Annotated in this window: 13 protein-coding genes, 1 pseudogene and 1 riboswitch; of the genes and pseudogenes, 5 read left to right on the forward strand and 9 right to left on the reverse strand. The window is 68.2% G+C overall.

All coding sequences use genetic code 11. The features are described 5' to 3' along the window. Nucleotides 1–26: 26 nt before the first annotated feature. Both ABID97_RS24995 and ABID97_RS25000 read right to left on the reverse strand, forming a co-directional pair. Entirely contained in the window at nt 27–1298 is a 1272-nt protein-coding gene (locus ABID97_RS24995) for a S1C family serine protease (RefSeq protein ID WP_354401519.1), read from the reverse strand. Further along, nucleotides 1295–1879, reverse strand: coding sequence for a hypothetical protein (locus ABID97_RS25000; RefSeq protein WP_354401520.1), 585 nt, complete (start codon nt 1877–1879; stop codon nt 1295–1297). Before ABID97_RS25000 ends, ABID97_RS24995 begins: the two co-directional genes overlap by 4 nt. 183 nt (nt 1880–2062) lie before the next feature. Here ABID97_RS25000 and ABID97_RS25005 point away from each other — a divergent pair, with 183 nt between their 5' ends. Beyond that, nucleotides 2063–3016, forward strand: a complete 954-nt coding sequence (locus ABID97_RS25005; protein WP_354401521.1) for a 23S rRNA (adenine(2030)-N(6))-methyltransferase RlmJ — start codon at nt 2063–2065, stop codon at nt 3014–3016. A 19-nt stretch (nt 3017–3035) separates the two neighbouring features. Here ABID97_RS25005 and ABID97_RS25010 read toward each other — a convergent pair whose 3' ends face one another. The 4 genes from ABID97_RS25010 to ahcY all read right to left on the reverse strand — a co-directional run bounded on the left by ABID97_RS25010 (nt 3036) and on the right by ahcY (nt 6782). Further along, nucleotides 3036–3620, reverse strand: a complete 585-nt coding sequence (locus ABID97_RS25010; RefSeq protein ID WP_354401522.1) for a septal ring lytic transglycosylase RlpA family protein — start codon at nt 3618–3620, stop codon at nt 3036–3038. A gap of 89 nt (nt 3621–3709) precedes the next feature. Then, on the reverse strand, nt 3710–4534 hold the full coding sequence (gene metF, locus ABID97_RS25015; protein ID WP_354401523.1) for a methylenetetrahydrofolate reductase [NAD(P)H]: 825 nt from the start codon (nt 4532–4534) through the stop codon (nt 3710–3712). Nucleotides 4535–4544: 10 nt separating this feature from the next. Beyond that, nucleotides 4545–5342: a TlyA family RNA methyltransferase gene (locus tag ABID97_RS25020; RefSeq protein WP_354401524.1), complete on the reverse strand. Its 798-nt coding sequence runs from the start codon at nt 5340–5342 to the stop codon at nt 4545–4547. After that, nucleotides 5343–6782, reverse strand: coding sequence for an adenosylhomocysteinase (ahcY, locus tag ABID97_RS25025; RefSeq protein WP_354401526.1), 1440 nt, complete (start codon nt 6780–6782; stop codon nt 5343–5345). A 67-nt stretch (nt 6783–6849) separates the two neighbouring features. Continuing rightward, nucleotides 6850–6918: riboswitch (S-adenosyl-L-homocysteine riboswitch) on the reverse strand. Nucleotides 6919–7034: 116 nt separating this feature from the next. Between ahcY and ABID97_RS25030 the strand changes: the two genes are divergently transcribed. From ABID97_RS25030 to ABID97_RS25045, 4 genes and pseudogenes are all read left to right on the forward strand, one after another. Then, on the forward strand, nt 7035–7667 hold the full coding sequence (locus tag ABID97_RS25030) for a hypothetical protein (protein ID WP_354401528.1): 633 nt from the start codon (nt 7035–7037) through the stop codon (nt 7665–7667). Nucleotides 7668–7807: 140 nt separating this feature from the next. Then, on the forward strand, nt 7808–8320 hold the full coding sequence (gene phaP, locus ABID97_RS25035) for a TIGR01841 family phasin (RefSeq protein WP_354401530.1): 513 nt from the start codon (nt 7808–7810) through the stop codon (nt 8318–8320). Nucleotides 8321–8396: 76 nt separating this feature from the next. Beyond that, nucleotides 8397–10027 (forward strand): annotated as a pseudogene (locus ABID97_RS25040) (peptide chain release factor 3). 7 nt (nt 10028–10034) lie between these two features. After that, the gene (locus tag ABID97_RS25045; RefSeq protein WP_354401532.1) at nt 10035–10871 is read left to right on the forward strand and encodes an HAD-IIB family hydrolase; all 837 of its coding nucleotides are present in this window, start codon (nt 10035–10037) and stop codon (nt 10869–10871) included. Nucleotides 10872–10892: 21 nt separating this feature from the next. On the opposite strand, the gene ABID97_RS25050 is transcribed toward ABID97_RS25045, so the two are convergent. The 3 genes from ABID97_RS25050 to ocd all read right to left on the reverse strand — a co-directional run bounded on the left by ABID97_RS25050 (nt 10893) and on the right by ocd (nt 14084). Next, the gene (locus ABID97_RS25050; RefSeq protein WP_354401534.1) at nt 10893–11861 is read right to left on the reverse strand and encodes a Bug family tripartite tricarboxylate transporter substrate binding protein; all 969 of its coding nucleotides are present in this window, start codon (nt 11859–11861) and stop codon (nt 10893–10895) included. 119 nt (nt 11862–11980) lie between these two features. After that, on the reverse strand, nt 11981–13027 hold the full coding sequence (locus tag ABID97_RS25055; RefSeq protein WP_354401536.1) for a histone deacetylase family protein: 1047 nt from the start codon (nt 13025–13027) through the stop codon (nt 11981–11983). A gap of 7 nt (nt 13028–13034) precedes the next feature. Next, entirely contained in the window at nt 13035–14084 is a 1050-nt protein-coding gene (gene ocd, locus ABID97_RS25060) for an ornithine cyclodeaminase (protein ID WP_354401538.1), read from the reverse strand. Nucleotides 14085–14126: the final 42 nt, after the last annotated feature.

Raw genomic sequence — 14126 nt, forward strand, 5'->3', positions numbered from 1 at the left:
AGCCAATCCCCGGGCTTCGCAAGCCCTCAGCGCTGGATGCGGACCAGTTCCAGGCTCTCGTTCGTGATGCTGGCACTGGCGCGCCGGTGCGTGGCCTCGAACTTGACGATGCGCCTCAGTTCGGGGCTGTACAGGGCGGCAACGTTGAATGGTGTGCCAACGAGGGAGGCGCCCGTGCCATAGGAGGCGTAGATCCAGCCTTGGTAGCTGATGCGCAGCACGTTGAGTTCCACGCCGTCCACGCGGGTCGTGTGTTCAGCGCCCACGGTGGCGTCGAGTTCATGCCGCAGCCGATCGCCGGTGGTCGTCACATAGTCGAGGTGCCAGCGCATGCCGGACCGGATCTCGTCCTTCGGTGCCCAGCCGCCCGGCGGCGACGCGCTGTCGAACACGCCCCCGATCGGCGACGTGATGGACACCACCTGCCCGTTGGCCTTCTCGACCCTGCTCCCGGCGTTGAACGACAGCTCGTCGCCGGCAACCCGCTCCAACCTGTAGACCACCGGCGTCCGGTTGCCGGTCAGACGGTCGGTGCGCACGTATTCGAGCGCGTCGCCGACGCGCAGCGGCTCGTTCAGCCCGATGCCCCCCAGGTCGGCGCTGCGGCGGGCGCCGCCTTCGGGTTCACGGGCACGCGCCGCCAGCTGCGCCTGGGCGCGGGCCGGCAACTCCGCCAGGAACTCGGCCGGAATCGCGAAATTCAGGCTCCCGCCATCGCGGGCGGCGAAGGTGGTGATGCCCAGCAGGCGGCCGTCGCTGTCGAACAGCCCGCCACCACTCGACCCCGGGGTGACCGCGGCCGTGGTCTGCAGCAGGCGCGCCTCGCCGTCGCCGCCGCGCAGGCCGGACAGGAGGCCTTCGCCCAGGGTGTTTTCCAGCCCACGCGGATTGCCGATGGCGTACACGCGCTGGCCGACGCGCGCACCGCCGGCGGGCGCCAGCGTCACCGGCGGCGCCGTGAAGTTCGCGACCCTGATCTGGCACAGGTCGCGTGCCGGATCCGGGTATTCGAGCGTGGCGCCGTAGGTGACGTTGTCTCGCTTGACCACGAAATTGCTGGCCTTGGCCAGCACGTGGCAATTGGTGACGAGGCGACCGGGCGCGATCACCACGGCGCTGCCGGCGCGCAACGGGCGCTCCTGTGCGTCGAAGGTGCGCACCGCCCAGACGCTGTCCGACAGCTTGGCGAACAGGACGTCGGGCTCCAGCGCGGCGGCGCTGCCGGCGGCCGAGGCGATCGCCAGGAAGGCGGCCGCGGGGCGCAGCCACGGCGCGGGGTTCATCGATCCCGCCTTCATGGCTTGGCAGGCAGCAAGCCGCGCAGGTCGTCCATCGAAACCCGGGCGTCGGGCGCAGCGGACGGCGATGGCGCTGCAAGCGCCGGTGCCGGAGCGGCCGGGGCCGCGCGCGCGACTGACACGGGAGGAGGCACCGCTGCCGGCGCAGGTGCAGGCGCCGGCACCACCGCGACGGCGCTCTTCGGCGCTGGCGCGGCCTCCATCTCGGTCGTCCCGATCTTCATGCCGGCCGTTGCCTGGTCACCGCTCTGCGCGCTGCGGTCGAAGCTGCGCACCTCGCCGAAAGTCAATTGGATCCAGCTCGGGTAGTTGAACCCCGCCCCGGTGCCGGCGTCGATCGCCGCACCGACCACGCCGCCGATCATCACGTTGCCGACCATGCCGATGTTGGCGCGCGAGATCGCCTGGCCGCGGGCAGGCGGCTGGCCGGCCTGGGTGCATTCGATGCCGAGGTTCTCGCCCGAGCGGCGCACCGACAGGGTCTGGCCGGAGCGCACCTCCGCATCGTTGCGGTCGTTCGAAATCCTGCACCGCGCCCCGTCGACGAGCTTGCCGGCGGGCGACAGGGTCTCGATCTTCACGTTCTGAGTCGTCCCATGCGTGACCGAGGCGCAGCCCGTCAAAATAGACAAAACACCCGCACCGACGCACAGGCCCCAAAATCGCCATCCGGCTCCTCGCATTGCTGCCCCTCGTTGTTCGTTTGTAATTTAATGTAGCAGGCGAGTCTAGCGCTCCCCTTTTCACTCTTTCAGGCTCTTTCCATGTTCAGTTACCGCCACGCGTTCCATGCCGGCAACCACGCCGACGTGCTCAAGCACACGGTGCTGATTGCCACCCTCGACCACCTGCTCGAAAAAGAAGCAGCGCTGACCGTCGTCGACACCCACGCCGGCGCGGGCCTGTACCGGCTCGACGGCGACTACGCCGGCACGAGCGGCGAAGCGGCCGAGGGTGTGCTGCGCCTGCTGTCGGACGAAAAAAAGGCGCCGGCTGCGCCTGCGCCAGCGGCAAAGACGGCTTCGAAAAAAGCGGCGCCCGAAGCCGAAGCCCCCTTGGCCGACGCCATTGCGCGCTACCTGAGCGTGATCCACGACTTCAATCCCAAGGGCGGCGCCCGCATCTACCCCGGCTCGCCCTTCATCGTGCAGCACCTGCTGCGCGACCACGACAAGCTCAAGCTGTTCGAGCTGCACCCCACCGATGCCCGCACGCTGGACGCCAACATCGCGCAGCTCGAGGCCGGCAGGCAGATCGCGGTGCTGCGGGAAGACGGCTTCGGCAGCGCCACCAAGTTCCTGCCGCCGCCGTCGCGCCGCGCGCTGGTGCTCATGGACCCGAGCTACGAGATCAAGAGCGACTACGGCCGCGTGCTCGATTTCGCGGCCGAGGCGCTCAAGCGCTTCGCGACCGGCACCTATGCCATCTGGTACCCGATCATTCCCCGGCCCGAGGCACACGACCTGCCGCGCCGGCTCAAGACCCTGGCCACCAAGGCCGGCAAGCCCTGGCTGCACGCCACGCTCACGGTCAAGTCGAGCAAGCTGATCACCAAGGAGTCGGGCGAAACCCAGCGCCCGGGGCTGCCGGCCAGCGGCATGTTCCTGATCAATCCGCCCTACACGCTGAAGCCGCTGCTGGCTGCCGCGCTGCCCCAGCTGGTGGAGCGGCTGGCCCAGGACCGCCACGCCGCGTTTTCGCTCGACGCCGGCGGCTAGGCTTGCGCGCCTTGTCGCCCTAGCGGCGGCGCCGCTGCGGCGCAGCGGCCTTGGGCGCCGCAGGGGCCGGCGCAGGCGCCTCGGCCACCTCGACCTCGGCACCGCCGCAGCGCATGCCCTCGTGGTCGACGATCGTCAAGGCCACTTGCTTGATGCCGAGCCCGATGAGCCCGATGCGCTCGGCCGCGGCACGGCTCAGGTCGATGATGCGGCCCTGCGCATAGGGCCCGCGGTCGGTGATGCGCACCAGCACCTCGCTGCCGTTGACCAGGCTCCGCACGCAGACCCGGGTATTGAACGGCAGCGTCTTGTGGGCCGCCGTCAGCGCCATCATGTCGAAGCGCTCGCCGCTTGCGGTCTTGCGCTGGTGGAACGGGATGCCATACCAGGAGGCGCCGCCGCGCTCGAAGATCTCGCGGGGGCCATCGCCCGGCACGCCGTCGTCGGGCCCCAGTTCACCGGTGCCCGACACCGCCAGGTCGTAACGCACCGACGGCACGTTCGACCGGGCCGGCGCGCCCGGCGGAACAGCCAGCTGGCGCGCCAGGGGCAGGAGCTTCGCGTCCTCCTTGTCCGGCGGCCCGCCCTCGGTTGCCGGAGGCATGGCACAGCCAGCCAGGACGCAGGTTGCAGCCACGAGCAAGACGCGAAACGCCGCGCGCATCGGGCTTCCTGCGCCTGGGCGCGCCCCCTTCAACCGAGGCGCTCCAGTACAGCCAGCGTCGCCGTCGACTGGTTCATCGTGTAGAAATGCAGCGCCGGTGCGCCACCGTCGCGAAGGCGCGCGCACAGGTCGGTCACCACGTCCAGGCCGAAGTCCTTGATGGATGCGGTGTCGTCGCCGAAGCCCTGCAGCCGCAGCCGGATCCAGCGCGGGATCTCGGCCCCGCAGGCATCCGAGAAGCGCATGAGCTGGGTCGAGCTGGTGATCGGCATGATGCCGGGCACGATGGGCGTGTCGATCCCGCGCTTGCGGGCCTCGTCCACGAAGCGGAAGTAGGCCTCGGGGCTGAAGAAATACTGCGTGATCGCAGAATCGGCCCCGGCCTTCACCTTGGCCGCGAAGGCCTGCATGTCGGCTTCGGGCGAGCGCGCCTGCGGATGCACCTCGGGGTAGCAGGCCACCTCGATGTGGAAGTCGCGCCCGGTCTCTTCGCGGATGAAGGCGACGAGATCGCTCGCATACAGGAATTCGCCGCCCATGCCGTAGCCGCTCGGCAGGTCGCCGCGCAAGGCCACCAGCCGCTTCACGCCCATGGCCTTGAGCTCGGCCAGCTGCTCGCGCACCGTGGCGCGCGTGGCGCCGATGCAGGAGAAGTGGCTCGCGGCGTCCACGCCTTCGGACAGGATCTCGCGCACCGCACCGAAAGTGCCCTGGTGCGTGGAGCCGCCCGCGCCGTAGGTGACCGAGCAGAACTCGGGCTTGCGCGCATACAGCTGCTGGCGCACCGCGCGCAGCTTGACCGCGCCTTCCGGCGTCTTGGTCGGGAAGAATTCGAAACTCAGTGGAAGGCGCACCTGCGTCTCCTCAGGAGCCGTCCGCGCGATCGGCGCGCACGGCGTGAATGAAAAACTCGCGGTTGCCGTCGCCGCCGGCAATGGGGCTGTCGAACCACGCCAGCACGCGCAGTTCGAGCGCCTCGCAGGCATCGCGCAAGCGCTTTTCGACCACCGCATACATCGACGCGTCGCGCACGATGCCGCCCTTGCCGACCTGCCCCGGCTGCAGCTCGAACTGCGGCTTGACCAGCATCAGCATCTGGCCGTCATCGGCCAGGAACGGCACCACCGCAGGCAGCACCAGCGTGAGCGAGATGAACGACAGGTCGCCGACGATGAGGTCGAAGCGCAGCTCGGAAGGCTCTTCGACCACTTCGCCTTCTTCCCGGAGGTCGTCCGGCGACAAGGCCCGCGCATTGACGCCCTCGATGGCGACCACGCGCTCGTCCTCGCGCAGCCGCGCATGCAGCTGCCCGTGGCCGACATCGACGCCCACCACCTTGGCCGCACCGCTTTGCAGCAGGCAGTCGGTGAAGCCGCCGGTCGACTGGCCGACGTCCAGGCACAACTTGCCGGACGGGTCCACGCCGCTCGCCGCCAGCGCGCCTTCGAGCTTGAGCCCGCCGCGCGAGACATAGCGCGCCTCGGCCGCGTCGTCGAGCTCGAGCTCGGCGGACTCGGGCACCTCGTCGCGATTCTTCACGACCGGGCGCCACGCGTCCGCGCTGCCGGCATCGCGCCAGCGCATGCCGCCGGCAATCAGCCGCACGGCCTGCGAGCGTGACGCGGCCATGCCGCGTTCGACCAGCAATTGATCGGCGCGCATTCAGTAGCGGTACGTGTCGGCCTTGTACGGACCTGCCTTGTCGACGCCGATGTAGGCGGCCTGCTCGTCGGTCAGCTCGGTCAGCATGGCGCCGACCTTCTTCAGGTGCAGGCGCGCCACCTTCTCGTCCAGGTGCTTGGGCAGCACGTAGACCTTGCCGGCCTGGTAGGCGTCGGGCTTGGTGAAGAGCTCGATCTGGGCGATGGTCTGGTTCGCGAACGACGACGACATCACGAAGCTCGGGTGGCCCGTGCCGCAGCCCAGGTTCACGAGGCGGCCCTTGGCCAGCAGGATGATCTTCTTGCCGTCGGGGAACTTGATGTGGTCGACCTGCGGCTTGATCTCTTCCCACTCGTACTTCTCGATCGACGCGACGTCGATCTCGTTGTCGAAGTGGCCGATGTTGCAGACGATGGCCTGGTCCTTCATGGCGGCCATGTGCTCGTGGCGGATCACGTCCTTGTTGCCGGTGGTGGTCACGAAGATGTCGGCCTTGTCGGCGGCATATTCCATGGTGACGACCTTGTAGCCTTCCATTGCGGCCTGCAGCGCATTGATGGGGTCGATCTCGGTGACCCATACCTGGGCGCTGAGTGCACGCAGCGCCTGGGCCGAGCCCTTGCCCACGTCGCCGTAGCCGGCCACGCAGGCCACCTTGCCGGCAATCATCACGTCGGTGGCGCGCTTGATGCCGTCCACCAGCGATTCACGGCAGCCGTAGAGGTTGTCGAACTTGCTCTTGGTGACCGAGTCGTTCACGTTGATGGCGCGGAACAGCAGCGTGCCCTTGGCGCTCATCTCGTTCAGGCGGTGCACGCCGGTGGTCGTTTCCTCGGTCACGCCGATGATCTCGGCCGACTTGCGGGTGTACCAGGTCGAATCGACCGCCAGCTTGGCCTTGATGGCCGCGTAGAGGATGCGTTCTTCCTCGCTGGTCGGGTTGGCGAGCACGCCCAAGTCCTTTTCGGCGCGCTGGCCCAGGTGCATCAGCAGCGTGGCATCGCCGCCGTCGTCCAGGATCATGTTCGGGCCTTCGCCCTTCGAGCCCTTGGGCGCGAAGTCGAAGATGGCGTGGGTGTAGTCCCAGTAGTCCTTCAGCGACTCGCCCTTGATCGCGAACACCGGCGTGCCGGCGGCGGCAATGGCGGCGGCGGCGTGGTCCTGCGTCGAGAAGATGTTGCACGAGGCCCAGCGCACGGTGGCGCCGAGCGCCTGCAGCGTCTCGATCAGCACGGCGGTCTGGATCGTCATGTGCAGCGAGCCCGTGATGCGCGCGCCCTTGAGCGGCTGCGCCTTCGAGAACTCCTCGCGGATGGCCATCAGGCCGGGCATCTCGGTTTCCGCAATGCGGATTTCCTTGCGGCCCCAGGCGGCCAGCGACAGGTCGGCAATGGCCTGGTCGGCGGAGGAAACGGGGGTGGGCTTGAGAACAGCGCTCATGAGAACTCCAACAAAGCTAGTTTGAAAGGTGCCACTGCGTTCGGGGGAAAAGACTCACCGCGAGAACAGCGGGTGAGCGTGGTTGCGATGTGGTCCGAGCCTCACGCCTGATGGCGCTGCAACGCTCCTCGGAACGGCGGATTGTAGACGGGCAGGCAAGGCGAGCCAAACGCCGGGATATCCCACATGCCGGAAAGCACGTTTGGGCGCCGGGGCGTACATTGATTTGCTCCCAACAACGGAATTTCACCCATGCGTTCCAGAATCTCCCCCGTCCTGCTGGCCTCGGCCCTCTTTCTTGGCGCCGGCGCGCCGGTCCTCGCCTTGGCGCAGGCCGCCTCCGATCCGGTGCGGATCCGCGGCACCATCGTCCGCGTCGATGCGAAGACCCTCGTGGTGCAGGACCGCGGCGGCGAGGTGGTCAGCCTGGCGCGGCCGGCCGACATGGCGGTGTCGGAGGTGTACCCGATCAAGCTGTCCGACATCAGGCAGGGCAGCTTCATCGGTACCGCCGCCATGCCGCAGGCCGACGGCACGCAGAAGGCGCTCGAAGTGGTGGTGTTCCCGGAGGCTGCGCGCGGCACCGGCGAAGGCCACCGCCCCTGGGACCTGCTGCCGCAGAGCACCATGACCAACGCCACCGTCGCCGACCTGGCCGCGGCCCCGAAGTCGGTACGCGGCGGACAGCAGCTCCGGCTGACCTACAAAGGCGGGGAAAAGACCGTCATCGTGCCGCCCGACGTGCCGGTCGTGACCTTCCGCCCGGGCAACGAGTCCCTGCTGGTCCCCGGCGCCAAGGTGCTGGTCAATGCGCAGGAAAAGAACGGCACGCCCACGGCGCTGCGCGTCACGGCCGGGCGCAACGGCTTCGCGCCGCCGATGTAGTCCAAGGGAAATCCCGCAGGCGAATTTGCCGCCCGGGGCACCGCGGCCGAGCCGGTGCGGCGTATCGTGGCGAGGGACTTCGCCGTCCGGCCGGTCCTCGTCATTCCCCCCGTCCACCCCGACACAGGAGATACCGCACCATGGCCACTGCCAAGAAAGCCGCCGCGAATAAAACCACTGCCAGCAGCAGCAACGACGACAGCAGCAGCACCAGGGCGGAGGCCCCCAGTGCCGCCGACATGCTCAATCCGATGAAGAACCTCAAGGCCATGACCGACCGCCTGCAGGAGCTCAACCTGACCGGCGGCGCGAGCAAGCTGCTCGAGAGCGGCCAGAAGGACCTCCAGGCGCTGATGCAGGCGAATGAAAAGTCCTACCAGGGGCTGCAGACCGTGGTGCAGCGCCAGACCGAGATGATCAAGAGCGCCATTGCCGAATGGCAGACGGCCGCCAAGGAAATGCCGGGCAAGGACCCCAAGGCCAATCTCGCCAAGCTCGACGAACTCGGCCGCCAGTCGTTCCAGCGTGCCATCGACGACATCAAGGAACTCGCGAACCTTGCGGCCAAATCGCAGGCCGATGCCTTCGAGCTGGTACGCCAGCGCATCCAGGCGAATGTGGACGAAGTGACCAAGATGCTCAAGCGCAAGTAGGGCGTTTTCGGCGGTCCGGGCGGGCGGCCCGGGACCGCCCTTCTAAAATCGGGCATTCCCCTGCAGATTGCCCACCTTGTCTTTTCTTGCCGAAACCCGCCGCCGCCGCACCTTCGCGATCATTTCCCACCCTGACGCCGGCAAGACCACGCTGACCGAGAAGCTGCTGCTTTTCTCCGGCGCGATCCAGATCGCGGGCTCGGTGAAGGCGCGCAAGGCCTCGCGCCATGCCACCTCAGACTGGATGGAGATCGAGAAGCAGCGCGGCATTTCGGTGGCCTCGTCCGTCATGCAGATGCTGTACCGCGACCACGTGATCAACCTGCTCGACACGCCCGGCCACAAGGACTTCTCGGAAGACACCTACCGCGTTCTCACCGCCGTGGACTCGGCGCTGATGGTGATCGATGCGGCCAACGGTGTCGAGGCGCAGACGCGCCGGCTGATCGAGGTCTGCCGGCAGCGCGACACGCCCCATCATCACCTTCGTCAACAAGATGGACCGCGAAGTGCGCGAGCCGCTCGACATCCTGGACGAGGTGGAGCGCGAGCTCGGCATGCCCTGCGTGCCGATGACCTGGCCCGTGGGCCAGGGCAAGAGCTTCCGCGGCATCATGAACCTGCGCACCCAGGCGATGACGGTGTTCGAGTCGGGCAGCGAGCGGCTGCCGCAGGACTTCGAGACGATTCCGCTGACCGGGCGCGACACGCTCACCCAACGCTTCGGCGCCGATTTCGACGCCGCCATGGACAGCATGGAGCTGGCCACCGGCGCCTCGCCCACCTGGGACCGCGAGGCTTTCCTGGCCGGCAAGCAGACGCCGGTGTTCTTCGGCTCCGGCGTGAACAACTTCGGCGTGATGGAAGTGCTCGAGGCGCTGGTCGACCTTGCGCCCTCGCCACAGTCGCGCACCAGCACCACCATGGTCAACCGCCAGCCGGTGGTCAAGGAGATCCGGCCCGAGGACAAGGATTTTGCGGGCGTGGTCTTCAAGGTGCAGGCCAACATGGACGCCAACCACCGCGACCGCATCGCCTTCGTGCGCATGGCCTCGGGCAAGTACACGCCGGGCATGAAGCTCAAGGTGCAGCGCACCTCCAAGGAGCTGCGGCCCACCAGCGTGGTCACCTTCATGAGCCAGCGCCGCGAGGCGGTCGAAGAGGCCTATGCGGGCGACATCGTGGGCTTCACCACGCATGGCGGCGTGCAGCTCGGCGACACCATCACCGACGGTGCGAGCCTGCAGTTCACCGGCCTGCCCTTCTTCGCGCCCGAGCTTTTCATGACCGTGATCCTGAAGAACCCGCTGCGCACCAAGCAACTGCAGCAAGGCCTCGCGCAGCTTGGCGAGGAAGGCGCGATCCAGGTGTTCCGCCCCGAGATCGGCGGGCCCATGTTGCTGGGCGCCGTGGGGCAGCTGCAGTTCGAAGTGGTCCAGCACCGGCTGAAGGCCGAGTACGACGCCGATGTGCGGGCTCGAAGCCTGCCAGTACACCGGCGCACGATGGATCACGGCCGATTCGCCGGCCGAGCTGCGCGAGTTCGTCAACGCCTACCCGCAGCGCATGGCCAAGGACGCGGCCGACACGCTCGCCTTCCTGTGCACTTCGCCCTACGACGTGCGTCTGGCGCAGGAGCGCTTTCCGAAGATCCATTTCCATCCGCTGCGCGAGCACGCGGGGTTGGCGCTGCAGAGTGCCGGCTGAGCGAGGCATGCGCCAGCCGGATCCGCTGCCCTCGTCGCCCACCCATCTGCTGCCGCTGCCGCAATGGGCGGCGACTGCGCGCAACAATCTCATCGGCGTCTTCACCGACATCGACGACACGCTCACCACCGAAGGCGCCATCACCCCCGATGCGCTGGACGCCCTCGCCCACCTGAAGGCCGCCGGCCTTCACGTCGTGGCGATCACCGGCCGCCCCGTGGGTTGGAGCGTGCCCTTCGTCACTGCCTGGCCGGTGGATTCGATCGTCGCGGAGAACGGTGCCGTCGCCCTGCTGCCGCTGCCCGGCGGCACGCTGCAGAAGCGCTACCAGCAGGATGCGGCGACACGCGCCGCCAATTTCAACCGGATGCAGCAGGTGCTGGCGCGCATCGAGCGAGAGATTCCGGGCGCGCGGCGCGCCACCGACTCGCCGGGCCGGGAGACCGACATCGCCATCGACCACAGCGAGTTCACCCGGTTGAGCGAAGACACCATCGCAAGCGTCGTCGCGCTGATGCGCAGCGAAGGCATGCACGCCACCGTGAGCAGCATCCACATCAACGGCTGGTACGGCGACAACGACAAGCTCGAGGGTGCGCGCTGGATCGTGCGAGAGCTCTGGGGCCGCAGGCTCGACGCCGAGATCGACCGCTGGGCCTACGTGGGCGACTCCACCAACGACCAGCTGATGTTCCGCAGCTTCGCCCACAGCATCGGCGTGGCGAACGTGGCGCGCTTCGTGCCCCAATTGGAGCACCTGCCGCGCTACGTGACCGAGGGCGAGCGCGGCGCGGGCTTTGCCGAAGCGGCGCGCGCCATCCTGTCAAGCCGCATCCCGCGGTGACCGGCAGCGCGCCCTCCATCGTCAGTTCGGCTTCGCCAGCCCCAGCTTCTCGATCAGCGCCTTCTCGCGCAGGAAGGTGTCCTGTGCAAACCTGGTGTAGGTTTCGGAGCTCATGTAGTTGGGCAGCATGTCGTAGCGGCCGAGCGACGCCACGTAGCTCGGCTCTTCCATGGCCTGCTTGAACGCGTCGTGCAGCTTCTTCACCACCTCGGGCGGCGTACCGCGGGGGGCGCCGATTCCGAACGGCGAGTTCTGCACGGTGTCGTAGCCCAGTTCCTTCAGCGTGGGTGCATCGGGGAACTTGGCCAGGCGCTTCTCGCCCCAGGTGTTCAGCACGCGCAGTTTGCCGGCCTCGACCTGCGGTGCGAAGCCGGTGCTGTCGGCGGCGGCCATGAGCTGGCCGCTGACCACCGCGAGCATCAGGTCGGCACTGCCCTTGTAGGGCACGTGCTGCAACTCGATGCCGGCCTTCTGGGCAATGATTTCGGTCGTCAGGTGCGGGCTGGTCAGCGTGCCGGTGGAGCCGTAGGTGAGCTTGCCGGGGTTGGCCTTGGCATAGGCAACGAAGTCGGCCCAGGTCTTGAAGGGACTGCTGGCCGGCACCACGATGCCGAAGGCGTAGCCCGTCACGTTGATGACGTAGGTGATGTCCTTGAGCGGGTCCCAGTTGATCTTGGTGGTGTAGCCGAGGCGGAACACGCCGAGCGGAATCTGAGCGATGGTGTAGCCGTCGGGCTGCGACGTTTGCAGCGCCTGCGCCGGCAGCGTGCCGCCGGCGCCGGGCTTGTTGTCGACGATCACGGGCTGGCCGATGATCTTGCTCGCGTTGTCGGCAAGCTGGCGCATCGTGATGTCGGTGGGGCCGCCCGCGGGGAAAGCGATGACCAGCTTGATCGGCTTCGAAGGAAAGGCCTGCGCGAGCGCCGCGAATGGCGAAAGGAGCCCGCAAGCGGCGAGCGTGGCGGCACAAAGAATGGATCGGCGGGACATGGATGGCTCCAGAAACGGGGGGGAAAACGCGCATTGGGCCTTGGCCCTTCCCTCGAGGCAATCGGTGCTCACCCGACTCGTGTCGCGCAGGCGGCTCCACGGTGCGGCTCATCTGCGCTTCAGCCGCCGACCGATCGAAAACCTTCCAGCACATTGACCGCGTTGACACCCACCTCGGCCACCGCGTAGCCGCCCTCGAACACGAAGACCGTGGGCAGGCCGGCGCGCGCCAGGTCTTCGCCCATGCGCAGGTAGTCGCCGCTCTGGAGGCGGAAGCCCGCGACCGGGTCGCCTTCGAAAGTGTCGACGCCGAGCGATACGACCAGCGCCCCCGCGCCCACCGCGGCGATGCCGCCGAGCGCCGCCTCCAGCGCCGCGCGCCACGCTGCAAAGTCGGTGCCGCGCGCCAACGGCAGGTTGTGATTGAAGCCGAGCCCGGCCCCCGCGCCGCGCTCGTCGGCATGGCCGAGGTAGTACGGGTAGTCGGTCATCGGGTCCCCATGCAGGCTCGCAAAGTGCACATCGCTGCGCTCGTAGAAGATGGCCTGGGTGCCGTTGCCGTGGTGGTAGTCCACGTCGAGCACCGCCACCCGTTCCACCCCCGCATCGCGCAGCGCCTGTGCGGCCACCGCAGCGTTGTTGATGAAGCAATAGCCGCCGAAAAAGTCGGCGCCTGCATGGTGCCCGGGCGGCCGCGTGAGCGCAAAGGCCGCGCGCTCGCCGCCGATGACGCGCTGCGCCGCGGTCCACGCACAGGCCGCGCCGTGGCGCGCCGCGGCCCAGCTGCCGGCCATCAGCGGCGTGCCCGCGTCGAACGCGAACAGGCCCATGCGTGCGGGAAAGCTTCGGGGCAGCACATCGGTGCGCATGCCGCGCACGGGCCAGTACGAAGGCAGCGCGTCGCGCGACACGTTGGCCGGATCGAGTGCGACCCATTCGTTCCACGCGTGCGCGATGAAGTCCAGGTAGCGCGGTGCATGCACCCTGGCCAGCAGCGCCTCTTCGAAGGCATCGGGCGACTGCACCGGACCGAGGCCGCGGCGCTCCAACTCGAGCTTCACATGGTCGACGCGCGCGGGCACCTCGAAGCACGGCACCAGTTCGCCGCGGAACATCTCGACTTTGCCCTGGTGCAATGCGTGCCGGTCGTTGTAGATGGTGAGCATGCCGTCATCATGCCGCACGCCGCAGCACCGCCCGGCGCCGGCCGGAGGCGGTCAGGCCGAACAGGTCCTTCGGGTCGTCCAGCTCGGGCACGAGCGCAATCTGCTGGCCGATGCCGCGCTCGATGGCGAGCTGGTGGATGTAGCGCAGCGCCGTGTAGTCCTCCAGCGCGAAGCCGACCGAATCGAACACGGTGACCTGGTCCGCGCTCTCGCGTCCGGGCACCTTGCCGAGCAGCACTTCCCAGAGCTCGTGCACCGGAAAACCAGCCGGCAGCTGTTGGATCTCACCCTCGACGCGGGTCTGCGGCTCGTACTCCACGAACACGCGCGCCAGGCGCAGCACGTCGGGGTGCAGCTCGGTCTTGCCGGGCGAATCGCCGCCCACGGCATTGATGTGCATGCCCGGCTCGATCATCCCGGGCGCAAGCACCGTGGCATGGCCCTGGTGCGCCGTGACGGTGGTGACGATGTCCGCACCGCGCACCGCCTCGGCGATCGAGGATGCGCGCACCACGTCGAGCGGCGTGCAGGCGGAAAGATGGCGCACCAGCTTGTCGGTGGCGCGCGGGTCGATGTCGAACACGCGCACCTCCTCGATGCCCAGCAGCGCATGGAACGCCAGGGCCTGGAACTCGCTCTGCGACCCGTTGCCGATCAGCGCCAGGCTGCGCGAACCCGGGCGTGCCAGGGCCTGCGCCGCCATGGCCGAGGTGGCGGCGGTGCGCAGCGCGGTGGTGAGCGTGAGCTCCGACAGCAGCACGGGGTACCCCGTGTCGACCTCGGCCAGCACGCCGAAGGCCATGACGGTCGGCAGCCCGACGTCGGTGTTGTGCGGATGCCCGTTGACGTACTTGAAGGCATAGGCGCCATCGTCGGCCACCGGCATGAGCTCGATCACGCCAAGATGCGAGTGGCTGGCCACGCGCGCTTTCTTGTCGAACTCGCGCCAGCGCATGAAATCGTCGCGCAGCGCATCGGCCAGGGCCTTGAGGAATTCCGGAACGCCGGTTTCGTCCACCAGGCGAACCAGGCTGTGAACATCGATGAAGCGGGTCATGACATGGCTCCTTGCGTAGCCCGGCACGGCGCTCACCCCTTC

It is taken from the genome of Variovorax sp. OAS795 (assembly GCF_040546685.1).
GTDB lineage: Bacteria > Pseudomonadota > Gammaproteobacteria > Burkholderiales > Burkholderiaceae_C > Variovorax.